Consider the following 21,760-nt stretch of genomic DNA (forward strand, 5'->3'; position numbering starts at 1 on the left):
CCAGGCAGTGTCATGTACCAGGCGACCGCCCCGTCCAGCCCTCCCTCCCCCTCCACGCCCGACCTTGACGGCCCCCGCGCCGCCCTGCGCCGGGCCAAGCATGTGAATGAGGAGACGGCGGTGCGCGCCCTGCTGGCGGCGCACGGCCTGACGGCGGAAGAGCGCCGGGCCATCGACGCCCAGGCGGTGGACGTGGTGAACGCCGCCCGCGCCCGCCGGTCGGAACTGGGTCCCCTGGATGCCTTCATGCAGGAGTTCGGCCTGTCCAATCAGGAGGGCATCGCCCTCATGTGCATCGCCGAATGCTTGCTGCGTATCGCCGATCCGGCCACGGCCGATCGGCTGATCGCCGAGAAGATCACGAAGGGGCAGTGGGACCAGCATCTTGGGCAGTCGGACAGCGCCTTCGTCAACGCCGCCGCCTGGGGCCTGATGCTGACCGGCCGGGTGGTGGAGGTCGACACCAAAAAGCAGGGCGACGCCCCCGGCCTGCTGCGCCGCCTGGTCCAGCGCTCGGGCGAGCCGGTCATCCGCGCCGCCATGATGAAGGCCATGCGGGTCATGGGCGAACACTTCGTCATGGGCCGCACTATCGCCGAGGCGGTGGCGGAAGCGAAGAAGGCGAAGCCCGAAGGCACCGTCCATTCCTATGACATGCTGGGCGAGGGCGCGCGCACTTGGGAGCAGGCGGACCGCTACCAGGCGTCCTACCTCAACGCCATCGACACGGTGGGCAAGGCGGCGGCCGGCCGCGGCCCTTACGCCGCCCCCGGCGTCTCCATCAAGCTGTCGGCCCTGCACCCGCGCTATGTCTTCGCCAAGCGCGCCGATGTCATGGCCCAGCTGCTGCCGCGCGTGAAGGATCTGTGCCTGGCGGCCAAGCGCTGGGACATCAACCTGACCATCGACGCGGAAGAGGCGGACCGCCTGGACATCTCGCTGGACCTGCTGGAGTCCCTGGCGCGCGATGGCGACCTCGCCGGCTGGAACGGCCTGGGCCTGGCCATCCAAGCCTATCAGAAGCGCACCGCCCATCTGGTGGACTGGCTGGCGGCGCTGGCCCGCTCCGCCGGGCGCCGGCTGATGGTGCGCCTGGTCAAGGGCGCCTATTGGGATACGGAGATCAAGTTCTCCCAGACCCAGGGCCACGCCGACTATCCCGTCTATACCAAGAAGGCGGCGACGGACCTCAGCTACCTGGTGTGCGCGCGGCGGATGCTGGCGGCCAAGGACGCGATCTATCCGCAGTTCGCCACCCACAACGCCTACACCATCGCCGCCATCCTGCACCTGGCGGGCGACAACCGCGACCTGGAGTTTCAGCGCCTGCACGGCATGGGCGACCTGCTGTACGCCGCCGCGCGCGACCGTCTGAAGAACGTGCCGCGCGTGCGCATCTACGCGCCTGTCGGCACGCATGAGGACCTGCTGCCCTATCTCGTTCGCCGTCTCCTGGAGAACGGCGCCAACAGCAACTTCGTCAACGCCTACATGGACCCGGCCATCCCGGTGAGCCAGGTGGTTGCCGACCCCATCGCCCTTTTGGAGGCTTTGCCCGTGCTGCGCCATGCCGGTATCCCGACCCCCGACAAGCTCTATGGTGACGACCGCGCCAACTCCCGCGGTGTCGACCTGGCGGATGAGGCCACGGTGCGCAGCTTGCGCGCCGGAATCGACGCCGCGCTGGCCCAGGCCTGGACGGCCGGCCCCATCGTCGGCGGTCAGGACCTGGCCGGTCAGAAGGGCCGCCCGGTGCTGGATCCGTCCGACCGCACCCGCACCGTGGGCACCACCGCCGACGCCACGGCGGAGCATATCGACCGCGCCCTGGCGCTGTCCGCCCAGGCCCAGCCCGGCTGGGACGCGCTGGGCGGCGAGGGGCGCGCCCGAATCCTGGACGCCATGGGCGACGCGCTGGAGGCCGACGCCCCGGCCCTGCTGGGCATTCTGATCCGCGAGGCGGGCAAGACCTGGGGCGACGCCGTCGCCGAGGTGCGCGAGGCGGTGGACTTCTGCCGGTATTACGCCGACCTCGCCCGCAAGCAGTTCGGCGCGCCCACCCGCCTGCCGGGCCCGACGGGCGAAAGCAACGAGCTGTCGCTGCACGGCCGCGGCACCTTCGTCTGCATCAGCCCGTGGAACTTCCCGCTGGCCATCTTCACCGGCCAGGTGGCGGCCGCCTTGGCCGCCGGCAACGCCGTGGTGGCCAAGCCGGCGGAGCAGACCACCCTGGTCGGCGCCCGCGCCGTGCGCCTGTTCCACAAGGCCGGCGTGCCGGGTGATATCCTGCACCTGCTGCCGGGCGATGGCGAGACGGTGGGCGCGGCCCTGGTGGCCGACGCCCGCATCGGCGGCGTGGCCTTCACCGGCTCCACCGAAACCGCGCGCCTGATCAACCGGGCGCTGGCCGCCCGCGACGGCGCCATCGTTCCCCTGATTGCCGAGACCGGCGGCCAGAACGCCATGATCGTCGACAGCACCGCCCTGCTGGAGCAGGTGGTGGACGACTGCATCACCTCCGCCTTCCAGTCGGCGGGCCAGCGCTGCTCCGCCATGCGCGTCCTGTTCGTGCAGGACGATGTGGCCGACCAGATGGCGCACCTGCTGAAGGGCGCCATGCAGTTGGTCACCCTGGGCGACCCGATGGACCTGGCCACCGACGTCGGCCCCATCATCGATGAGGATGCGAGGCAGATCCTGGTGGCCCATGCCGCGCGCATGGACCGCGAGGCCAAGCTGATCCATGCGTGCGACCCGGGCGCGGATCTCGCCAACGGCACGTTCTTCGGGCCGCGCCTTTATGAGATCGACAGCCTGAAGCGGCTGCCGCGCGAAGTGTTCGGCCCCATCCTCCACCTGGTGCGGTGGAAGGCCGACAGCCTGGACCAGGTGCTGGCCGACATCGATGCCACCGGCTACGGCCTGACCCTGGGCGTGCACAGCCGCCTGGAAGGCCGGGCGCAGGAGATTTTCCGGCGCCTGAACTGCGGCAACACCTACATCAACCGCAATATGGTGGGGGCCGTCGTCGGCGTTCAGCCCTTCGGCGGCCACGGCCTGTCGGGCACGGGTCCCAAGGCTGGCGGTCCGCATTATCTGCTGCGCTTCGCCACCGAGAAGACGCTGACCGTGAACATCACCGCCTTTGGCGGCAACGCCGACCTGCTTGGCCTCGGCGGCTGACCAGCAACGGCGCATCGTACCCCAAGACTCGGGCAAAGACTCGGGCTTGGAACACCCTGGGCAGTAGGGTCCGGATGGGGGCGGGCACTTGTGGCGATTGGCCATGGGTGCCCGCCTCTTCCTTTTGGGGGAGCTTTTCGCGGTTCAGCCCTGGCCTTTTTCCCTATAGGAACGCCGCACAGCCTTGGTTCGCCAGGGACTTGCGTTGACGGCCCGCGAGGGACATTCTGTCGCCAACGTCCGGCGGTGCATTTGGGGCAATGGCCGGCAGGGGGGTTGGAAGAGTCATGACGGAGAGTGTGGAAGCGCCGCTGGTCCTGATCGTTGAGGACGAGCCGGCGACCAGGGCCTTGCTGGCGGGATACTTTCATCAGGCCGGTTTCATGATCGCCGAGGCGGCCAACGGCAAGCAGACGCGGGAGGCCATCATCCGGCAACCCCCGGATCTGGTGCTGCTGGACATCGAGCTGCCGGACGAGGATGGTTTTTCCATCGCCCGCGACATACGCGAGATTTCCAACGTCGGCATCATCATCGTCACCCGGCGCGCCAACGAGGACGACCGTGTCTTCGGTTTGGAAACCGGTGGCGATGACTATGTGACCAAGCCGCCCAACCCGCGTGAGCTGCTGGCCCGGGCGCGCAACCTGCTGCGCCGGACCCATCCCAGCAAGATGCGCCGGGCCGAGGGCACCGTGCGCCGCTTCGGCGGCTGGACCATCGACCTGGCCCGTCGCCGCCTGATCGATACCCAGGGTGTCGAGGTGCGGGTGACGCGCGGCGAGTTCGAGCTGCTGGCCCTGCTGGTCCGGTCCGGCGGCCGGGTGGTGACGCGCGACCAACTGATCGACGCCGTCAGCGGTACCGACCGCAACCCCAGCGACCGCACCATCGACGTGCTGGTCAGCCGCCTGCGCCGAAAGATGAACGATGGCGGGGTCCAGCCGCGCCTGATCCTGACGGAAAAGGGCCTGGGCTACCGCCTGGGCGCCGACGTGACCGGCCCAGCGTAATCCCGGGGTAACGTCCGAAACGCTGCGGGCCCGATCCGGCTGGATCGGGCCCGTTTCGTCTGAGCCGGATGGGCGTCAGTCCTTCAGGTTGGCACGAAATTCGTCCAGCACGGCCAGGTCGCTGCCCACCCGGGCCAGCAGGCGGGTGGCCTCTCGGATGCCTTCGTCGTTGTGGCCCTGGCGCAGCGCATGCTCCGCCTTGCGCGCCTGGGCCGACAGGGCGGCCAGCCCCACGGTCTGCGCGCCGCCGCCCAGGCGGTGGATCAGCTTCTGCAGCAGGGGCAGGTCCTGCGCCTCCAGGGCCGCGCGCACCGCCGCCACGCTGGCCGGCGCGTCGTCCAGGTATTTCTCCGCGATCTGGCGCACCAGGTCCGCCCCCAAGTCGTTGATGTGGGCGGTCAGCACGCCACGGTCCAGGGTGGGCGTGTCTTCAAGTGGCCAGCTTTCGGCCTCAGTGTGCGCGGTCATCGGCGTTTTCCGTTGCAGTCTTGGTTTGTTGTCTTGTTTGGCCTTCCACCGGGGAACGTTACAACACCCGGCGCCATTATTTTCACACAATGACGCGAGATTTTGACGGGGTTGTCGCCCGCGCGGACCCGATGTCGCCGTCAGAGATACCCACTTGGTCTGGACGCAATGCAGCATTTAGGGGGGCCGGCGGCTAAAATGCGCATGGCAAAGTGGCGTGAATTGTAACACGCTGATCCCGGGTTTCCCTCCCGCGACGTGACCTGGAAGAGGATAGTTTCACGATGTTCAATGCCCGCCGGCCCTTGTTCGCCTCTGCCATCGCGGCAGTGATGCTGACCACGGCGGGTGCCGGCCTGGCGCTGGCCGCCCCCAGCGACACCAATAGTGGCGAGCCCAATAGCGCCACCATCCAATGGGCCCAGAACATCCTGAAAGAGAAGGAGCTGTACGAGGGCCGCGCTTCCTCGCGCATGGACCCGCCGACCGTCGCTGCGCTGCGGCAATATCAGAAGGCCGAGGGACTGAAGGTCACCGGCAAGCTGGACCAGGACACCATCGCCCGCATGATGGAAGGCCGTCCGGTGGACAAGACGGTGGGCAATCTGGCCGATCCCACCAGCCGTGCCAAGGCCTCGCAGCCTCGCCTGAAGGAGGAGGACGTGCAGCCCAAGGCCGCCCGCTCCGCCGTGGGGGTGGAGAAAGGCGGCCAGGCCCAGGAAAGCACGGTGCTGAGCGTTTCGCGCAACCCGGGCCCTTCGGCATCATCGGGGATGCCGGCCAATCTACCCCCGCCGTCCGTCACCCAGCGCCCGGGCGGGACGTCGACTGCCCAGCCGGCCCCGGGCCAGGACGCCACCAGCACCACCGGCGCCGGCCGCATCGCGGTGGAGACACAGTCCACCGGCGACACGCCGGAGCAGGCGCCGACCGAGATCACCGCGCCGGACTGGGCGCGCAACGCCCTGCTGGGCTTCGTCGGTGCCCTGCTGGCCCTGATGGCCGGCATCTGGTGGTGGAGCGGCCGCCGCCCCAGCCGCAAGGCGCCCAAGCGCGGCCGGCCGGGCGACGTCCGGCGTGAGCCCTCGCTGGGTGGGGAGAATACCCGCCTGCCCGATGGCCGTGTCATGCCCCGCCTGGGCGAGACACCGGCCCGCCCCAGCGGCCCGCCTGGCCTGCGCGTCGGCCGCTGAGCCGGCAAATTCCAGCCCACCGCGCCTCGATTCCGGGGAATTCAGTCGCGGCACCAGCGGCGCGACAGGACATTGCACGGCAGAGGCCCGAGTGTTCGCCAAAGCTGCGCCGCGCAATAAAACAACGAAATCGACCGGCCCAGGTCCCGCCCCTAAGCTTCGTCCTGCAGACAGTTCCGCCCCCGCCGCATGCGAATGGGCCGGATCACCGGCCCGGCGCCATGGTTCCGGGCCCCAGGCAGGAGAGTGCCCCCATGCTGTTCGACGCTCCGGATTTCGACAATCACGAGCTGGTCCTGTTCGGCCGTGACCCGGAGAGTGGCCTCAAGGCCATCATCGCCGTCCACGACACCACCATGGGGCCCGCCTGCGGCGGCTGCCGCATGTGGCCTTACGCGACCGAGGCCGACGCCGTGAAGGACGTCCTGCGCCTGTCGCGCGGCATGAGCTACAAGAACGTCATGGCGGGTCTGCCCCTGGGCGGCGGCAAGTCGGTGCTGATCGGCGACCCCAAGACCGCCAAGTCCGACGCCCTGTTCCGCGCCTTCGGCCGTATGGTGGAAAGCCTGGGCGGCCGCTACATCGCGGCGGAGGACGTGGGCATCACCGTGGCCGACGTGCAGCTCATGGGCCGCGAGACCAAGCATGTGGCCGGCCTGAACCACGGCGCCGCCGCCAGCGGCGATCCGTCGCCCTTCACCGCCTATGGCGTGTATCTGGGCATCAAGGCTGCCGTGAAGCACCGCCTGGGTACCGACAGCCTGAAGGGTGTGCGCGTCGCCGTGCAGGGCCTGGGCAATGTGGGCAGCCACCTGTGCCAGCGCCTGGCCGATGACGGCGCCGTCCTGGTGGTCAGCGATATCTTCGCCGACCAGGTGAAGCGGGTGGTCGATCGCCACGGCGCCACGGCCGTGGACCCCTCCGTCATCCATGCCCAGGACGTTGATGTCTTCGCCCCTTGCGCCCTGGGCGGTGTGCTGAACGAGCAGTCGCTGCCGCAGCTGAAGGCCAAGGTGGTTGCCGGCGGCGCCAACAACCAGCTGTCGGTGGACGCCATCGGCCGGCAGCTGCGGACCCTGGGCGTGCTCTACGCCCCCGATTACGTCATCAACGGCGGCGGCATCATCAACGTCGCGGGCGAGGTCGGCGGCACCTACAGCAAGGACGCCATCTTGGCGAAGGTGGAGGCCATCCACGGCACGCTGGCGGACATCTTCCGCCGCGCCGACGCCGACGACCGCCCCACCAACGAGGTGGCGGACCAGATGGCGCGCGAACGCCTGGCCGCCGGCCGCGCCCAGGGCATGGCCAAGGTCGCCTGAGGTCTTGAAGACCATGACGGAAGAGGTCGGCGCCCCGGTGGGCGGCCGGCCTTTTTCGTTGTGAATCAGGGTGATTATGATCCTTACGGCGGGGGTGACTTGGGTGTCGGGCCGCCTATATGATGCCGCCTGCCCCAATCAGGGGCAGGGGTATTCGAGGGGACGGGGCATGCAGGAACTGCGCGCGATCAGCTTCACCGAACGGGAGCTGATGACGGCGATCGTGGAATTCACCGGGCGCCTCAATCGCAAGCTGCCCGTGGGCATGGTGAAGGATCCCGTCATCGTCGAGGGGCCGCCCATCACTGTGCAGCTTCCCATCGAGGACGACTACGGCAAGATGCATGAGGCGACCTTCGCCGAGATGGAGGTGGCCGCGGCGCTGGTGAACTACTGCATGACGCGCAAGATCCGCATGCCGGCCAAGGCTGAAAAGGTGCTGCAGATCATCTCCGGCGCGGCCACGCTGGTCATCTGGCTGGGCGAGCAGGAGGTGGGCGCGCAGCGGAAGAAGGCCACGCTGCGCAACCGCTGACATGCGCGGCGCAAAGCCGGACATGTCACAGTTCGTCACGCGTTCAAGTCATGGCTGGGTCGCGGGACTGTTGACTCACGCATACAATTCCGGCACTCCAGAGCCCATCCTGTCGGGGAGAGGGCGCGCACATCAGGGTCCAATTCCCGGTCAGTTTGAATTTAACCGGTAAACCAGGACCTTTTGCCATGACCGACGCCGCCGCCGCCAATTCCGAAGCCGGCCAGATGCCTCCGTTCTATCGGGAGCCCGTTCCCGTCGACATCAGCCGTCACGGGGACTGGAAGCTGAAGCAGCAGCGGACGTTCTCTTACGCTGCCAACGCCAACGCCATTCCGATCGTGGGCGAGGAGTTCATCTCCCTCAACGGCCACTACCCCATCGTCTTCACCCTGGGCAACAACCCGGCCGCGGTGGTTCTGACCGGCGTGCGCCCGGACGAGAACCTGTTCGTCGACGGTGAGGGCAACTGGCGCAAGAACACGCCGATCCCGGCCTATGTCCGCCGCTACCCCTTCCTGATGATGGAGACCCCGGACCGGGAGCGCCTGGTGCTGTGCCTGGAAGAGGATGCCAACCTGGTGGGTCCGGACGGTGACGTCCCCCTGTTCGAAGGTGACAAGGCCGGCGCCGCGGGCAACGACGCCCTGAACTTCTGCGCCACCTTCAACCAGTCCGCCGTCGCCACCAGCGCGTTCTGCAAGGAACTGCACGACCGCGGCCTGCTGGTGGAACAGCGCCTGGATCTCACGCTGTCGCACGACAACAGCCGCATGACCCTCACGGGCTTCACCATCATCGATGAGAAGAAGTTCAACGAGCTGCCGGACGATGTGTTCCTGGACTGGCGCAAGCGCGGCTACCTGGGCCTGGTCTATTCCCACTTCATCTCGCTGTCCCGCTGGAGCATCCTGGCGGAACTGGCGTCCGAGCGGATACTGGCCAAGAAGGCCTGAGGTCGATAGACCCCATGAACGCGAAGGGCGCCGGTGAGGGATCACCGGCGCCCTTCGTCTTTACACGGGTCACCGACTTTACACGGGTCACCGACCTCAGCGGCGCGGCAGCAATGTCAGGCGCAAGCCGTCCAGTTCGGGCTTGAAGTCGATCTGGCAGGACAGGCGAGAGCGGCCGGGCTGGTAGGTCGGCTCCTCCTCCAGCAAGGCCTGTTCATCCAGGCTGGGTGGGGGCAGGCGGGCGGTCCAGCCGGCGTCCACCAGGACATGGCAGGTGGCGCAGGCGCAGGAACCGCCGCAGTCGGCGTCCAGCGGCAAGTCGTGATCGCACAGGTTTTCCATCACGGAGGCCTTCATATCCCCCTCGATGACGTGCTCCGCGCCATCGGCATCGATAACGTGGATCGTAGGCATGGGTCGTTTTCCTTGGGCTGCGGCGGCGGAACAGGACCATCCGCCGGGATGCCGGGGCCTGTGGGACCCGTCGGCCGGCGAACGATCGGGCTGGTGATAGTGAAATCCGCAGGCGCACGCGAGGCGAAAATCCGCAAGCCCACCCCGAAAAACCTTCGTGGCGATGCCTCAGCCCCCTGTCAAGCGCCCCTGCCTCGGTTATATTGCCGGATATCCATGGATGTGGCCCGCCGGCCCGGTGCCGGGCGGACCCCCTCCGGGCCCTCTGACCGGGACAGCGCATGACCTTGGAAATCCGCACCTTCTCCATCCGTGACGCCGCGCATGACGAGGACGAGACCCGCCTGGCCTCGTTCCTGCGTACGGTGGAGGTTTCGCGCATCGACACCGCCTATGCCGATGGGGCTTGGCGCGTGCTGGTCCAGTACCGGGACCTGCGCCGCAAGGAGGAAACCGCCCAGATCGAATCGGCCATCATCTCTGCCATCAACAGCTGGCGGACCGAGGTTGCCAAGTCGCTGGGCGTGGACAAGGAAGAGGTCCTGTCCAACGTCGTGGTGGCGGAGATTGCCCGTTATGCTCCTACGACGGAGATCGAGTTGTCGGTCATCAGCAGCGCCGCGGGTTTCGACGTGGCCGGCCGCGGCGGTCAGATCGTGCAGATCGTCCGCCAGACCATGGAAGAGTTGACCAATTGAGGCGCCTGCTGCTTGCCGCCGCCCTGACGCTTGCCGGCTTGGCGGCGGGTGCCTCCCGCGCCGACGAGGTGGGGTCGTTCAGCAACGACTGGACGGGCAATGAACTGACGGTGGAGGCGGTGCCCGACCCGGACATTCAGGGCGTGACCTGCCACATCGTCAGCTTCTCGCGCAGTGTCATCGACCGGCTGCGCAAGGGCAACTGGTTCGAAGACCCGTCCAACACCTCCATCTCCTGCCGCCAGACGGGCCCCATCGTCATCGGCAAGATCGACACCTCCAAGCATGGCGAGGAGGTGTTTTCCGAGCGCAAGAGCCTGATCTTCAAGTCCATCGCCGTCCGGCGAATCTATGACCGGGCCAACGACACCCTGATCTACGTCGTCTACAGCCGCCAGGTGAAGGACGCGTCGGCCAAGATGGCCATTTCAACGGTGCCGCTGTTCAACGCCAACCCCACTTGGACGAAGGGCAAGCCGGAGCGTTAACGCCCTGTTCAATCGAGGTAAAAAAGCGCACCTCTCCCCCGGCCGGCATACATCATTCGGTTGACTACCCACTTGGGCGGCGTCACCCTTTAGGCAGCATCCATACATCGGTGGTGCGTTCGGCTTAGGGGCGGGGCTGCCAATGGGCCGGAAGATGGCCTGGCGAGGACGGGGAGGGGCTTCCCGTCCCATGGGCGCTATTGCCGATCGGGGCGGGCGATGGTCTTGGGATTGCTGCAGGACAAGGCGGACAGACCGCCGCCGTTGAGCGAGCCGCGTGGCGTTTCCTTCGAGGTGCAATACCTGAAGGACGACCATTGGATCACCGAGCAGATCTGCCGCAAGGAGGAGGATGCGCGGGCACTGGCCGCGCGTATCCTACCCAACCGCACCGGCGTGCGCATCATCCGCGAATTCGTGCGCCCCGGCCGTGGCGGGGAGACCGTCGATACCATCATCCATACGGAATACCGGCAGGAACCCAAGCGTCCCATTGCTCCGGTCCCGGTGGAGGAGGCGCACTATTGCAAGATGCCGCAGGAGTACCTGGCCTTCGACAGCCGGGTGCTGATCTCCCGCGTGCTGCGCCAGTATCTGGATGAGAAAGGCGTCACCGCGTCCGAGTTGTTGCACAACGCCGGTGAGGCCAAGCGCGTCCTGAACTTCGAGGCGTTGGTCCCCAACGCCGTCAGCCGCATCGCCACCCTGCAAAGCAAGGAGACGGGAGAGGATAGCCGCGCCCGCCGCGACGTCATCCTGGGCGTGCTGGAGGAATTGCGACAGCGGGCGGAGAAGGCGGTGGCCAACCGCGCCTTGCCCTACCCGAAGGAAATCGGCTTCGCCGCCACCATGCGCCAGGTGGACGAGATCCTGGGCACGGCCACGGCCGCCAGCCCCGACGCGGCGGCGGAAGAGGCTGCCTATCTCGGCAAGGTCATCGTCTGCCGCGACCTGGTGAACATCCGCGGCCTGCTGGGCAAGGCAGAACTGCTGATCGACCTGGCGTCGGACGACAGCCTGCCGGCCGACGACGCGGCCCTGCTGGACCAGCTGCTGGCCGATGTGCTGGTCGCGCCCGACATGGTGCGCGACATGCTGGGCCGCCAGCCGGACCTGATGACGGCCCTGAACCGCATGATCGACCTGATCGGCGGCACGTTCGAGCCCCAGGGGGTCGAGATGTCGCCGCCCTGCACGGCGGCCATCAGCCGCTGGGCGGCGGGGCCCCATGGCAACGAGACCCGCGCGGTACTGCTGGATTTCCTGCGCCGCCAGGTGCGGGGCACCCAGCGCCTGTCGCATGGCGAGCCGCTGCACCAGATCGCCAAGTATCGCAACCTGGTCAACCGGCTGATGCGGCCCGACGGTCTGCTGGGCGGCCCGGCGATGGCCGAGGCGGTGCTGATGGGCTATCACCGTTTCATCGAGCAAGGCGGGGCCGAGGGGCGCCGGCTGGCACTGGAATCGGTGCTGCAGCTGCTGCCCACGGGGGCGGAGCGGCTGGTCTACCTGGCCTGTCTGGCGCGGTCGGACGTGGGCGCCAAGGACGGTGCCGCCATCGCCGCCCAGGCGCTGGAGATCGCCAACCGCGTGGGCGGACTGAACGACCTGGTGGATCGCACCCTGCCGCTGAAGCCGAAGATGGAGGCCAGCGCCGCGCTCTATCGCCTGGTGACGGAGGGCGACGCCCTGCCGGGCGACATGGGCGAAAAGCTGGGCGCGCGCCTGGATGACCTGGTAGCAACCTATATCGTCGACGGGCGGGTGATCGAGCGGTTGGACGACCCGTCCGCCAGCCTGCGGGTGCGTGCCACACGCCTGGTGCAGTTCGCTGGGGCGGAGGTGCTGGCCAGCCCGAAGGCGCGGCGCATCGTGCGCGACCAGATCATCAGCCATTTGCGCCAGCCCAACTTCGACACAAAATTCGTCGAAGGGCTAACCACCGAGGCCGAGAAGGCCGCCGTGCTGCGCAATTTCTACGACCTGCTGAACCGTGCCCAGTTCATGTGATCTGCGACCGCGTCACACAATCCGCCCCAGCCGCACCGTGGTTTGTCCCCGGCGCGGGGTGCGCGTGGGCATGACCAGGACGCAGTCGTCGTAGGGCGTGTGCAGGGCGCGCTTGCCGTCCAGGGCCAGCAGGGTGCCGCCAACGGCGATGCGCTCCAGCCCCTGGAATTGCTTCACGAAGGCGAACTCATCGGTTTCCGCCTGGATGACGTGGGTCACGTCCACCACGGTGGGCTTGGCGGGCGTGGCGGGGGCGTTCGCCTCCGCCAGCAGGGTGCGGGCGGTGGCGGCGTCCAGGGTTTCCGACTGCGCCAGGAAGCGGATCAGGCCGCGCCAGGCCTGGACGCCGGCGGCCGGGGCCGAGTGCTGGCCGCATTCCATCAGGATGGCGGCGGCGCTGCTGCCCGGGGCGGAGAAGCGGGGATGGTCGATCAGGCGCATGCCGTCGGCATGCCCATCGTCCGCCACCACCCAGCCGGGATCGGCCAGCGCCACCGCCAGGGCGCGGGCGCGGGGGGAGCGGCCGCATAGGGTCAGCGCGGGCGACGGCACCTGCATGGAATGCAGGTCCAGCAATAGGTCCGCCGTTAGGATCCAAGGGGCGATGGCCGCCACCCGCGCCTGTTCCCGGCCCTGTGGGTAGACCGGCGGCGGGCCCCGGGCGGGCACCTCCGCCCTGACGCCGGCCCACAGGCGGTTCATGTCGCGGTCCAGATAGCGCGCCGGCGTCCCCGCCGGCCCGAACAGGCGGCCGCCCGCTGCGGCATCCGTGTTGGCGAAGGCCAGGGTCCAGGTGCCGCGCGCCGGCCGCAACCCCCGGCGCAACAGCCGATCCAGGGCCACGGCGCCGCAAGGCTCGTTGCCATGCATCAGGGCGACGACGGCGACGTGGGGGCCCTCGCCCTTGGCTTCGAACCGCCAGACATAGGGAACGCCGGTGTTGCCCGTACGGTGGGCGCGCAGGTCCGGCATGGCCAGCGGCGGCTCGGGCGCGGCGGGGCCGGGGGGCTGGCTGAACCGGTCCCACATCACGAGCATCCATCCCTGACTGTCGGGTCCGAACCCCTTGGAACCATGGCCGCCTTTTCCGTATTGGGCTGGTTGAGCAATAGTGACGGGTCCGACGCGTCAAGGAAAGGGACGGGATGCCCCAGCCTGCGCTATGGTAAAAGCTTATGACGGCTGGCTTTGTTGCCGCCGTCATCGGCGGTTGTGAGGTTGGCATGAAATTCATCATAGATGATGTGCTGGTGCGCCATGACCCGGAAGGCACGCCCGTTCCCGTCGTCTATGACTCGCCCCACAGCGGGTCCGCCTATCCCCTGGGCTTCAGCCCCCGCTGCCCGCTCATGCTGTTGCGCCAGTCGGAAGACGCGCATGTGGACGAGCTGTTCGCCCGTGCCCCGGTCCTGGGCGCAACGTTGCTGCAGGCCCTGTTCCCGCGCAGCTACATCGACGTCAATCGGGCGGAGGACGACATCGACCCGGCCTGCCTGGCGGACTCCTGGCCGGGCCCGCTGAACCCATCGGAGAAAAGCCGCCACGGCATGGGTCTGATACGCACCGTCAGCCGCCCGGGGGAGGCGCTGTACGCCGCCAAGCTGACGGTGAGGGAGGTGCAGGCCCGCATTGAGCGCTACTGGCGGCCCTATCACGCCCAATTGAAGGCGGCGCTGGACGGCTTGCACGCCCGCTTCGGCCAGGTCTGGCACATCAACTGCCACTCCATGCCGACCCTGGGTACCGGCGACGCCGGCGCCGATTTTGTGCTGGGCGACCGGGACGGCGCCTGCTGCGACCCATCCTTCACCCGCTTCGTGGCCGCCACCCTGCGCGGCATGGGTTACCGGGTGCGCCACAACGATCCCTACAAGGGGGTTGAGCTGGTGCGCCGCTACGGCATCCCCACCCGCGGCCGCAACAGCCTGCAGCTGGAGATCGATCGGCGCCTGTACATGGATGAGGAGACGCTGGAGCGGCACGACGGTTACTGGCGCCTGTCCCACGACCTGGAAGACCTGATGCGCGCCATCCACGCCTTCGCCCTGGCCCGCGTGGGCGACCGGCGTATGGCGGCGGAGTAGCAGGGCCGCCATGCGGAAAGCCGGACTGTCAGTCCCTTACGGTCATTCCGGCGCGGCCATAAAGGCCGAGGGCGCGTGGGTTGTCGCGCAGCACCTTCAACTCCACCGCAGTCGCTCCCCGTTCGCGGAAGAGGCGAAGACATGGAACAGCAGCGCGAGGCCGATACCGCGACGGCGCCATAGGGGATGGACCACCAGATCCTTCACAAAGGCGCTGGTCCAGCATTGCGCGGCTCCGACCAACCGATCCTCTGAATCCCTCACCAGGAAAAACAGCGTGGGATCGTACTCGCCGTCCGTGGAAAGGTTGGTCCACCAATCGTCGAAGCCGCCCACGCCGCCTCCGCCGTTGGCGTAGCCGATGGTGAAGAGGGCGTGTGCCTCCGGGGCATCCATGGGGGAGAAGGAAGTAAGCCGTACACCCTCCGGCCAAGCCGGGGCGGGCAATGGCCCATCAAGCGAGCGCCTCATCCGGATCACGGTGCCGGCCATGGATGTCATGAGAGGGCCCAGGTCCAGCTAAGGTGTGAACTGCTCCTTCAAAATCCGTTCCTCCAGGTTCATCTCCGGATCGAACAGCAGGATGGACGCCACGCTGCGGTCCTCGCAGACCTCCACGCGGGCCACGTCGCGGATTTCGGTGAAGTCGGCCACGGCGCTGACGGGGCGTTTGGCGCCTTCCAGGATGTCGAACTGCAGCTTGGCGGTGTGGGGCAGCAGAGCGCCGCGCCAGCGGCGGGGGCGGAAGGCGCTGATGGGGGTCAGCGCCAGGATGCCGGCGCCCAGGGGCACGATGGGGCCATGGGCCGACAGGTTGTAGGCCGTGCTGCCGGCGGGGGTGGACACCAGGGCGCCGTCGCAGGCCAGTTCCGGCAGGCGCTCCACCCCATCGACGCTGATGCGCAGCTTGGCGGCTTGGCGCGTCTCACGCAGCAGCGACACCTCGTTGAAGGCCAGCGCCTCATGCCGGCCCTGGGCGTTGACGGCGACCATGCGCAGCGGGTTCAGCGCCACGCGCTGCGCCCGGCGCACGCGGTCGGTCAGGCCCCGGGGGCTGAAGTTGTTGAGCAGGAAGCCGACTGAGCCCCGGTTCATGCCGTAGACGGGTTTGCACAAGGGCAGATGGCGGTGCAGCGTTTCCAGCAGGAAACCGTCGCCGCCCAGTGCGATGATGACGTCCGCGTCCTCCGCCCGCACGGTGCGATAGCGCTCCGACAATGTGGCGCGCGCGGCCTCCGCCTCCGGCGTCTCCGCCGCCACGATGCAGAAGCCCGGCTTGGCGGGTAGGGGCACCGGGGCGCATTGCGCGGTTGCCTCCGCCGCTGCCGGGACGGGCGCCTGGCCGGCTGGGCCCGGCGGGGAGGCGGCGGGGCGTGTGGGTTCGTCGAGCATGGCGCTTTCGCCTGGGTCCAGGACTCGGGGGAGGGAGGGAAGGGCGGGCCTTTTGACCGAAACGGACGCACACCTTAACGGATTGCTCCGGGCAAAGGAAATGCCCAGCTGCCCCGGAAACCGGTGTCTTTGAGAATGGATCGCGAAGGTGGTGCCGGCCTCAGCCGCCCGTGACGCTCATGTGCCGGGAGACGGCCGGCGCCTTCTGGCGGCGGTCGATAATGAAGTCATGGCCCTTGGGCTTGCGGGCGATGGCCTCCTTGATGGCGGCCAGCAGGGCGTCGTCGTCACCGGGCGCGCCACGCATCACAGCGCGCAGGTCGGCGGCGTCGTCCTGGCCCAGGCACATGTACAGCATGCCGGTGCAGGTCAGCCGCACCCGGTTGCAGCTTTCGCAGAAATTATGGGTCATGGGGGTGATGAAGCCGACGCGGCCGCCGGTTTCCGCCACCCGGGCATAGCGGGCGGGACCGCCGGTGCTGATGGGCAGGTCGGTCAGGGTCCAGCGCTTGGCCAGTTCGGCGCGCAGCATGGACAGGGGCCAATACTGGTCCGCCCGCACCGTGCCGCCCTGGTTGGCACCCCCGGCGTCACCGCTGTCCATGTCGCCCAGGGGCATGACCTCGATGAAGGTTAGGTCATGACCCTCCCGCCCGCACCAGGCGACCAGGTCGTGCACCTCGCCGTCATTCACCCCGCGCAGGGCCACGCAGTTGATCTTGACGGAGAGACCGGCGTCCTTGGCTGCCTTGATGCCATCCAGCACCGGGGCCAGCTTGCCCCAGCGGGTGATGGCCTGGAAGCGGTCGGGGTCCAGCGTGTCCAGGCTGACGTTCACGCGGCGCACCCCGGCGGCGTACAGTTCGGTCGCGTACTTGGCCAACTGGCTGCCGTTGGTGGTCAGCGTCAGCTCGTCCAAGGCGCCGGTATCCAAGTGGCGGCCCAAGCGGCGGATCAGGTCCATGATGCCCCGGCGCACCAGGGGCTCGCCCCCCGTCAGGCGCAGCTTGCGCACGCCCGTCTGGATGAAGGCGCCGCACAGCCGCTCCAGCTCTTCCAGCGACAGCACTTCCGCCTTGGGCAGGAAGGTCATCTCCTCCGCCATGCAGTAGACGCAGCGGAAGTCGCAGCGGTCGGTCACGGAAACGCGCAGGTACCGGATGGACCGGCCGAAGGGATCGACCAGTGGCGACCGGCCGCTCGCCGGCATCGTCGTGCCGGGGGTCCCGTTGGCCATGGGTGTCAGGGCGCCGTCCGCCATCGTCTCAACCGTCCTCAACCAAGCCGCTCAGGGAGCCGCCCGCCCCGCGGCGGCGCATCCCCTCCCTCATCTACGGCAAATATGGTGCGGCAACCATAGCAATGCAGCCCCCGCGATGCTGTGATGGCGGCAACGGCGCGATGGAAGCTGCGATGAGGGGCCATGGCCGGGTGGCCGGGCGGTCAGGGCGTCCAATCTTCCGGTTCCACCACCCGCAGGGGCACGACGCTGGCATCAATCAGCTGCTTGCCGGCGTGGGGGAAGTTGACGGTGACCCGCACGCCCACGGCCGACTGCACCTGTCCCAGGCCCCAGTCCGGCCGGCCCGCATGCACGACGTAGGTACCGGGGGTCAGCAGTGCCGCGGCCGCACCTGATTCGGGGGTGAAGGGGGGCATGGGGCGTATATCCTAGGGCTAGAGGGTGGGGTGGGCACCGGCAGCGGCGAAAAAAAGCGTCACCTATCCTTTTGCCCTTATCCGTTTGTTCTTGGGCGGGCGCTTCGCTAAACCCCTGCCATCCGGCCGGACGTCCACTATGCTGCGCCGTGCCCACTATGAACCGCCACGCCGCCCGGACAAGGCCCCAAAACAAGGCCCATACGAATGACGGTCTCCCTGGAACTGCACGTTGTCGAGCTGCTCTGCTCCCGCCTTTGCCACGATTTGATCAGCCCGGTGGGCGCCATCGGCAATGGCGTCGAACTTATTGAGGAGATGGGACAATCCATGGCCGACGAGGCCATGTCCCTGATCGCGGACAGCGCGGACCAGGCGGCTCGGCGCCTGCGCCTGTTCCGCCTGGCGTACGGGGCGGCCGGAAACAGCAGCGCCTTCACCGCGGCCGAGGCGCGGACGGTGCTGGGCGCCTGGTTTCGGGGTGGGCGCACGCGCCTGGACTGGCCTGCCGACGTCATGCCCGGATCTGACGACGGCGTGCTGAAACTGGCGCTGAACCTGGGTTTGCTGGCGGAGGAGGCCATGCCTCACGGCGGGGTGGTGACCGTCGCCTCCGGGGCAGGCGGCGCGGCGCTCTCGGTGTCGGCCGAGGGGCGCACCGTCAGCCTGCGCGACGAGGTGCGCGAGGCACTGGACGGGGCCGTGGCGCAAGCGGACCTGACCCCGCGCAGCGTGCAGGCCTATGTCACCGGCCGCTTCGCCGAACAGTGCGGCTGGCGCATCGTCACCGAGGCCAAAGGTGCGGAAGCATTGCGTTTCTGGCTGGAGAGACGGGCCGGCTGACGGGGGCCGGGTGCCGTTTCACGCCGATAGCGAACCTTAACGCGTTTATCGCTTGTCTTGTCGCACGGGGCACGCCATCAATCTCGCAGGAGTAACGTGTTCTTAATCGTCTTTCTGGAAAAGATGGGTGTAGGGAGTGGCGCCCCCTGTCACTATTAGGACACCCATCACGGCCGAAGGGGTTTGGCCGGGTGTTTTGATGTGGGGCGGGGTTGGGGGCTTAAACCTTATTCCAAACGGGGCCGCCCGTCGGGACGGCTTCGATACGCGCATGGCAACGGGACGTGGACCATGGATGATCTGCTGAGCGAATTTCTGACCGAGACCAATGAAAATATCGCGGTCTTGGACGTTGAGTTGGTGCGGCTTGAGCAGAACCCGAATGACCCCAGCCTGCTGAGCAACATCTTCCGGCTGGTACACACCATCAAGGGCACGTGCGGCTTCCTCGGCCTGCCGCGGCTGGAGGCGGTGGCCCACGCGTCGGAGAACGTGCTGGGCCGCTTCCGCGATGGCGAGCTTAACGTCAGCCCCTACGCGGTCACGCTGATCCTGGAATCCCTGGACGCCATCAAGTCGATCCTGCTGGTTCTGGAAAAGACCGAGGCCGAGCCGGCCGGCAACGACGAAGATCTGATCAACCGCCTGAACGCGCTGGCGGAAGGCCGGGAGGCGCCCGCCGCGGCCGCCCCTGCCGCCGCCGCACCGACCCCGCCGGCGCCCGAACCCGTGCCGGAACCCGTGGCCCCGCCGCCGCCGGCCCCCGTGGCCGCCGCGCCGTCGGTGCCGGCCGCCGCCACCACCCGCGAAGTGGCGCCCGTGGCGGAGGCCGCTCCGCCGGCCCCGGCCCCGGCCGCCCCCCAGGCAGCGCCCCCGCCGCCCCCCGCCGCCGGTGGTGGTGATGGCGAGTCGTCCCTGGCCAACCAGACCATCCGCGTCAACGTCGATCTGCTCGAAAACCTGATGACCATGGTTTCCGAGCTGGTGCTGACCCGCAACCAGTTGCTGCAGATCCTGCGCAGCCAGAAGGAAAGCGAGTTCGCGGTCCCGCTGCAGCGCCTGAACCACGTGACGTCGGAGCTGCAGGAAGGCGTCATGAAGACGCGCATGCAGCCCATCGGCAACGCCTGGGCCAAGCTGCCGCGCCTGGTGCGCGACCTGGCGCACGAACTGCACAAGAAGATCGACCTGCAGATGCTGGGTGCCGAGACGGAACTGGACCGTCAGGTGCTGGAGCTGATCAAGGACCCGCTGACCCACATGGTCCGCAACTCCGCCGACCACGGCCTGGAGCTGCCGGCGGAGCGCGTAGCCAAGGGCAAGCCCGAGACCGGCCGCGTCACGCTGAACGCCTTCCATGAGGGCGGCCACATCATCATCGAGATCTCCGATGATGGTAAGGGCCTGGCGATCGAGGCCATCAAGCGCAAGATCCTGCAGAACGGCCTGGCCACCGAGGCCGAGCTGGCCGGCATGTCCGACCAGCAGATCCAGCAGTTCATCTTCAAGGCCGGCTTCTCCACCGCCGCCAAGGTCACCAGCGTTTCCGGCCGCGGCGTCGGCATGGACGTGGTGAAGACCAACATCGAGAAGATCGGCGGCACCATCGAGCTGAAGTCCGTCGAGGGCCGCGGCACCACCTTCACCATCAAGATCCCGCTGACCCTGGCCATCGTCTCGGCCCTGGTCGTCGAATGCGGCGGCGAGCGCTTCGCCATCCCGCAGATCAGCGTGATCGAGCTGGTGCGCGCCGCCAACGACAGCGAGCACAAGATCGAGCGCATCAATGGCACGCCGGTCCTGCGCTTGCGCAACCGTCTGCTGCCGCTGGTCAGCCTGGAACGGCTGCTGAAGCTGGGCGACGGCGACCAGGACAACCGCGAGACCTTCATCGTGGTGGCCCAGGTCGGCAACTACACCTTCGGCATCATCGTCGACCGCGTCTTCGACACGGAAGAAATCGTGGTGAAGCCGGTGGCCCCCATCCTGCGCCATATCGAGCTGTTCTCGGGCAACACCATCCTGGGTGACGGCTCCGTCATCATGATCCTGGACCCCAACGGCATCGCCAGCTTCTCCGGTGAGATCGCGGGGGGCATGCACGACACCGCCGCCGCCGCCGCGGAGGCGAAGCAGTCCACCCGTCAGGACGACCGCATGGCCCTGCTGCTGTTCCGCGCCGGCGACGGCGCGCCCAAGGCCGTCCCGCTGTCGCTGGTGGCCCGACTGGAAGACATCGACCTCAACCAGGTCGAGGCCTCCAACGGCCAGCCGGTGGTGCAATACCGTGGCAAGCTGATGCCGCTGGTGCCCATCGACCCGTCCTGGCAGGTCCAGCGCGACAAGCGCCAGCCGGTGCTGGTGTTCGCCGACGGCGACCGCTCGATGGGCCTTGTGGTGGACGAGATCATCGACATCGTCGAAGACCGCCTGCAGGTGGAACTGGGCACGGAACGCGCCGGCTTCATGGGCAGCGCCATCATCGCCGACAAGGCGACGGACGTCATCGACGCCGGCTTCTACCTGACCCAGGCCTTCCGCGACTGGTTCGGCAACGCCACCGACCGTTTCGAGGACGAGCGCTTGCACAAGGTGCTGCTGGTCGACGACAGCCCCTTCTTCCGCAATCTGCTGACCCCGCTGCTGACCGTGTCGGGTTACGACGTCACGGCGGTGCAGAGCGCGGATGAGGCCCTGGGCCTCTGTGAATCGGGCGAGGACTTCGACGTCATCGTCAGTGACATCGAGATGCCGGGCATGAGCGGGCTTGAGTTCGCCCAGGCCGTCCGTGGCAACAGCCGCTGGCAGAACGTGCCGCTGGTGGCCCTGTCCAGCCACGCCACCCCGCGCGACCTTGACCGCGGTCGCCAGGCCGGCTTCACCGACTATGTGGCGAAGTTCGACCGCGACGCGCTTCTCTTCACGCTGCAGCAGACCATCTCCGAGACCAAGGGTGCCGCATGAGTACGAACCTGCCCGCCAAGCGCACCGCCAGCACCGAAGTCGCGGTCGTCAAGAACGAAGACTTCGTCACCATGACCATCGCCGACCAGGTGTTCGGCATCCCGGTCCTGCAGGTGCAGGACGTGCTGGGGCCGCAGCGCATCACCCGCATCCCCCTGGCGCCGCCGGAGGTTGCCGGTTCGTTGAACCTGCGCGGCCGCATCGTCACCGCCATCGACGTGCGCCTGCGCCTGGGCCTGCCGCCGCGGGCGGCGGACAAGCCCGGCATGAGCATCGTCGTGGACCACAAGGGAGAGCTTTACTCCCTGATGGTCGACAGCGTCGGTGAAGTGTTGAGCCTGACCTCGGATGACTTCGAGCGCCAGCCCGCCACGATGGACGCGCGTTGGCGCGAAGTGTCCACGGGTATTTATCGTCTGCGGGAAAATCTTCTCGTTGTGCTTGACGTGTCGCGGTTGTTGAATTTCGCTAATACCGAAGCCGCCTGAGCCTGGCTTAACCCACCGGTGCTTTCGAGCGCTTAGCAACCGAGGTCCTT

General features: G+C 67.9%; 20 protein-coding genes. 13 read left to right on the forward strand and 7 right to left on the reverse strand.

What is annotated here, in order from left to right; all coding sequences use genetic code 11:
• The first annotated feature begins 12 nt into the window (after positions 1 to 12).
• Both putA and P5F91_RS11510 read left to right on the forward strand, forming a co-directional pair.
• Positions 13 to 3,183: a bifunctional proline dehydrogenase/L-glutamate gamma-semialdehyde dehydrogenase PutA gene (gene putA, locus P5F91_RS11505; RefSeq protein ID WP_145613957.1), complete on the forward strand. Its 3,171-nt coding sequence runs from the start codon at positions 13 to 15 to the stop codon at positions 3,181 to 3,183.
• Positions 3,184 to 3,470: 287 nt separating this feature from the next.
• Positions 3,471 to 4,196 carry a response regulator transcription factor gene (locus P5F91_RS11510; RefSeq protein WP_145613956.1) on the forward strand — a complete coding sequence of 242 codons (726 nt, stop codon included), beginning with the start codon at positions 3,471 to 3,473 and terminating at the stop codon, positions 4,194 to 4,196.
• 75 nt (positions 4,197 to 4,271) lie between these two features.
• On the opposite strand, the gene P5F91_RS11515 is transcribed toward P5F91_RS11510, so the two are convergent.
• On the reverse strand, positions 4,272 to 4,664 hold the full coding sequence (locus tag P5F91_RS11515) for an Hpt domain-containing protein (protein WP_186455040.1): 393 nt from the start codon (positions 4,662 to 4,664) through the stop codon (positions 4,272 to 4,274).
• 284 nt (positions 4,665 to 4,948) lie between these two features.
• Between P5F91_RS11515 and P5F91_RS11520 the strand changes: the two genes are divergently transcribed.
• The 4 genes from P5F91_RS11520 to P5F91_RS11535 all read left to right on the forward strand — a co-directional run bounded on the left by P5F91_RS11520 (position 4,949) and on the right by P5F91_RS11535 (position 8,670).
• Positions 4,949 to 5,857, forward strand: a complete 909-nt coding sequence (locus P5F91_RS11520) for a peptidoglycan-binding protein (RefSeq protein WP_277907226.1) — start codon at positions 4,949 to 4,951, stop codon at positions 5,855 to 5,857.
• A 254-nt stretch (positions 5,858 to 6,111) separates the two neighbouring features.
• Entirely contained in the window at positions 6,112 to 7,179 is a 1,068-nt protein-coding gene (locus P5F91_RS11525) for a Glu/Leu/Phe/Val family dehydrogenase (RefSeq protein ID WP_145613953.1), read from the forward strand.
• 169 nt (positions 7,180 to 7,348) lie between these two features.
• Complete coding sequence (locus tag P5F91_RS11530) at positions 7,349 to 7,714, forward strand: hypothetical protein (protein WP_145613952.1); 366 nt, start codon at positions 7,349 to 7,351, stop codon at positions 7,712 to 7,714.
• A 188-nt stretch (positions 7,715 to 7,902) separates the two neighbouring features.
• Positions 7,903 to 8,670 carry a SapC family protein gene (locus tag P5F91_RS11535; RefSeq protein ID WP_145613951.1) on the forward strand — a complete coding sequence of 256 codons (768 nt, stop codon included), beginning with the start codon at positions 7,903 to 7,905 and terminating at the stop codon, positions 8,668 to 8,670.
• Between the two features lie 96 nt (positions 8,671 to 8,766).
• On the opposite strand, the gene P5F91_RS11540 is transcribed toward P5F91_RS11535, so the two are convergent.
• Positions 8,767 to 9,084 carry a 2Fe-2S iron-sulfur cluster-binding protein gene (locus P5F91_RS11540; protein ID WP_145613950.1) on the reverse strand — a complete coding sequence of 106 codons (318 nt, stop codon included), beginning with the start codon at positions 9,082 to 9,084 and terminating at the stop codon, positions 8,767 to 8,769.
• A 281-nt stretch (positions 9,085 to 9,365) separates the two neighbouring features.
• On the opposite strand from P5F91_RS11540, the gene P5F91_RS11545 reads away from it, so the two are divergent.
• From P5F91_RS11545 to P5F91_RS11555, 3 genes are all read left to right on the forward strand, one after another.
• On the forward strand, positions 9,366 to 9,782 hold the full coding sequence (locus P5F91_RS11545; RefSeq protein WP_145613949.1) for an HRDC domain-containing protein: 417 nt from the start codon (positions 9,366 to 9,368) through the stop codon (positions 9,780 to 9,782).
• Positions 9,779 to 10,270, forward strand: a complete 492-nt coding sequence (locus P5F91_RS11550) for a CreA family protein (protein ID WP_145613948.1) — start codon at positions 9,779 to 9,781, stop codon at positions 10,268 to 10,270. Before P5F91_RS11545 ends, P5F91_RS11550 begins: the two co-directional genes overlap by 4 nt.
• A gap of 219 nt (positions 10,271 to 10,489) precedes the next feature.
• Positions 10,490 to 12,280 carry a hypothetical protein gene (locus P5F91_RS11555; protein ID WP_246134655.1) on the forward strand — a complete coding sequence of 597 codons (1,791 nt, stop codon included), beginning with the start codon at positions 10,490 to 10,492 and terminating at the stop codon, positions 12,278 to 12,280.
• A 12-nt stretch (positions 12,281 to 12,292) separates the two neighbouring features.
• On the opposite strand, the gene P5F91_RS11560 is transcribed toward P5F91_RS11555, so the two are convergent.
• A complete protein-coding gene (locus tag P5F91_RS11560) occupies positions 12,293 to 13,309 on the reverse strand; it encodes a M14 family metallopeptidase (protein ID WP_186455039.1) in 1,017 nt (338 codons plus the stop codon).
• A gap of 194 nt (positions 13,310 to 13,503) precedes the next feature.
• Between P5F91_RS11560 and P5F91_RS11565 the strand changes: the two genes are divergently transcribed.
• On the forward strand, positions 13,504 to 14,364 hold the full coding sequence (locus P5F91_RS11565) for an N-formylglutamate amidohydrolase (RefSeq protein WP_145613946.1): 861 nt from the start codon (positions 13,504 to 13,506) through the stop codon (positions 14,362 to 14,364).
• A 96-nt stretch (positions 14,365 to 14,460) separates the two neighbouring features.
• On the opposite strand, the gene P5F91_RS11570 is transcribed toward P5F91_RS11565, so the two are convergent.
• The 4 genes from P5F91_RS11570 to P5F91_RS11585 all read right to left on the reverse strand — a co-directional run bounded on the left by P5F91_RS11570 (position 14,461) and on the right by P5F91_RS11585 (position 17,415).
• Positions 14,461 to 14,865, reverse strand: a complete 405-nt coding sequence (locus tag P5F91_RS11570; RefSeq protein ID WP_277907227.1) for a GNAT family N-acetyltransferase — start codon at positions 14,863 to 14,865, stop codon at positions 14,461 to 14,463.
• 18 nt (positions 14,866 to 14,883) lie between these two features.
• Positions 14,884 to 15,756 carry an NAD kinase gene (locus P5F91_RS11575; RefSeq protein ID WP_145613945.1) on the reverse strand — a complete coding sequence of 291 codons (873 nt, stop codon included), beginning with the start codon at positions 15,754 to 15,756 and terminating at the stop codon, positions 14,884 to 14,886.
• A gap of 160 nt (positions 15,757 to 15,916) precedes the next feature.
• Entirely contained in the window at positions 15,917 to 16,966 is a 1,050-nt protein-coding gene (gene moaA / locus P5F91_RS11580; RefSeq protein WP_145613981.1) for a GTP 3',8-cyclase MoaA, read from the reverse strand.
• 233 nt (positions 16,967 to 17,199) lie between these two features.
• Complete coding sequence (locus tag P5F91_RS11585; RefSeq protein WP_277907228.1) at positions 17,200 to 17,415, reverse strand: DUF3553 domain-containing protein; 216 nt, start codon at positions 17,413 to 17,415, stop codon at positions 17,200 to 17,202.
• Positions 17,416 to 17,622: 207 nt separating this feature from the next.
• Between P5F91_RS11585 and P5F91_RS11590 the strand changes: the two genes are divergently transcribed.
• From P5F91_RS11590 to P5F91_RS11600, 3 genes are all read left to right on the forward strand, one after another.
• Positions 17,623 to 18,258: a histidine phosphotransferase family protein gene (locus tag P5F91_RS11590; RefSeq protein ID WP_145613943.1), complete on the forward strand. Its 636-nt coding sequence runs from the start codon at positions 17,623 to 17,625 to the stop codon at positions 18,256 to 18,258.
• 291 nt (positions 18,259 to 18,549) lie between these two features.
• Positions 18,550 to 21,222: a hybrid sensor histidine kinase/response regulator gene (locus P5F91_RS11595; RefSeq protein WP_277907229.1), complete on the forward strand. Its 2,673-nt coding sequence runs from the start codon at positions 18,550 to 18,552 to the stop codon at positions 21,220 to 21,222.
• Positions 21,219 to 21,710 (forward strand): chemotaxis protein CheW, encoded by a 492-nt coding sequence (locus P5F91_RS11600; RefSeq protein ID WP_044559593.1) that lies wholly within the window; start codon positions 21,219 to 21,221, stop codon positions 21,708 to 21,710. Before P5F91_RS11595 ends, P5F91_RS11600 begins: the two co-directional genes overlap by 4 nt.
• The last annotated feature ends 50 nt before the right edge of the window (positions 21,711 to 21,760 follow it).

The organism is Nitrospirillum amazonense (assembly GCF_029594735.1).
GTDB classification, from domain to species: Bacteria; Pseudomonadota; Alphaproteobacteria; order Azospirillales; family Azospirillaceae; genus Nitrospirillum; species Nitrospirillum amazonense.

Bases quoted from the DNA above. Each gene is read 5' to 3' on its own strand.
- putA (WP_145613957.1), top strand. From the start codon at position 13: ATGTACCAGGCGACCGCCCCGTCCAGCCCTCCCTCCCCCTCCACGCCC.
- P5F91_RS11510 (WP_145613956.1), top strand. From the start codon at position 3,471: ATGACGGAGAGTGTGGAAGCGCCGCTGGTCCTGATCGTTGAGGACGAG.
- P5F91_RS11515 (WP_186455040.1), bottom strand. From the start codon at position 4,664: ATGACCGCGCACACTGAGGCCGAAAGCTGGCCACTTGAAGACACGCCC.
- P5F91_RS11520 (WP_277907226.1), top strand. From the start codon at position 4,949: ATGTTCAATGCCCGCCGGCCCTTGTTCGCCTCTGCCATCGCGGCAGTG.
- P5F91_RS11525 (WP_145613953.1), top strand. From the start codon at position 6,112: ATGCTGTTCGACGCTCCGGATTTCGACAATCACGAGCTGGTCCTGTTC.
- P5F91_RS11530 (WP_145613952.1), top strand. From the start codon at position 7,349: ATGCAGGAACTGCGCGCGATCAGCTTCACCGAACGGGAGCTGATGACG.
- P5F91_RS11535 (WP_145613951.1), top strand. From the start codon at position 7,903: ATGACCGACGCCGCCGCCGCCAATTCCGAAGCCGGCCAGATGCCTCCG.
- P5F91_RS11540 (WP_145613950.1), bottom strand. From the start codon at position 9,084: ATGCCTACGATCCACGTTATCGATGCCGATGGCGCGGAGCACGTCATC.
- P5F91_RS11545 (WP_145613949.1), top strand. From the start codon at position 9,366: ATGACCTTGGAAATCCGCACCTTCTCCATCCGTGACGCCGCGCATGAC.
- P5F91_RS11555 (WP_246134655.1), top strand. From the start codon at position 10,490: ATGGTCTTGGGATTGCTGCAGGACAAGGCGGACAGACCGCCGCCGTTG.
- P5F91_RS11560 (WP_186455039.1), bottom strand. From the start codon at position 13,309: ATGTGGGACCGGTTCAGCCAGCCCCCCGGCCCCGCCGCGCCCGAGCCG.
- P5F91_RS11565 (WP_145613946.1), top strand. From the start codon at position 13,504: ATGAAATTCATCATAGATGATGTGCTGGTGCGCCATGACCCGGAAGGC.
- P5F91_RS11570 (WP_277907227.1), bottom strand. From the start codon at position 14,865: ATGACATCCATGGCCGGCACCGTGATCCGGATGAGGCGCTCGCTTGAT.
- P5F91_RS11575 (WP_145613945.1), bottom strand. From the start codon at position 15,756: ATGCTCGACGAACCCACACGCCCCGCCGCCTCCCCGCCGGGCCCAGCC.
- moaA (WP_145613981.1), bottom strand. From the start codon at position 16,966: ATGCCGGCGAGCGGCCGGTCGCCACTGGTCGATCCCTTCGGCCGGTCC.
- P5F91_RS11585 (WP_277907228.1), bottom strand. From the start codon at position 17,415: ATGCCCCCCTTCACCCCCGAATCAGGTGCGGCCGCGGCACTGCTGACC.
- P5F91_RS11590 (WP_145613943.1), top strand. From the start codon at position 17,623: ATGACGGTCTCCCTGGAACTGCACGTTGTCGAGCTGCTCTGCTCCCGC.
- P5F91_RS11595 (WP_277907229.1), top strand. From the start codon at position 18,550: ATGGATGATCTGCTGAGCGAATTTCTGACCGAGACCAATGAAAATATC.
- P5F91_RS11600 (WP_044559593.1), top strand. From the start codon at position 21,219: ATGAGTACGAACCTGCCCGCCAAGCGCACCGCCAGCACCGAAGTCGCG.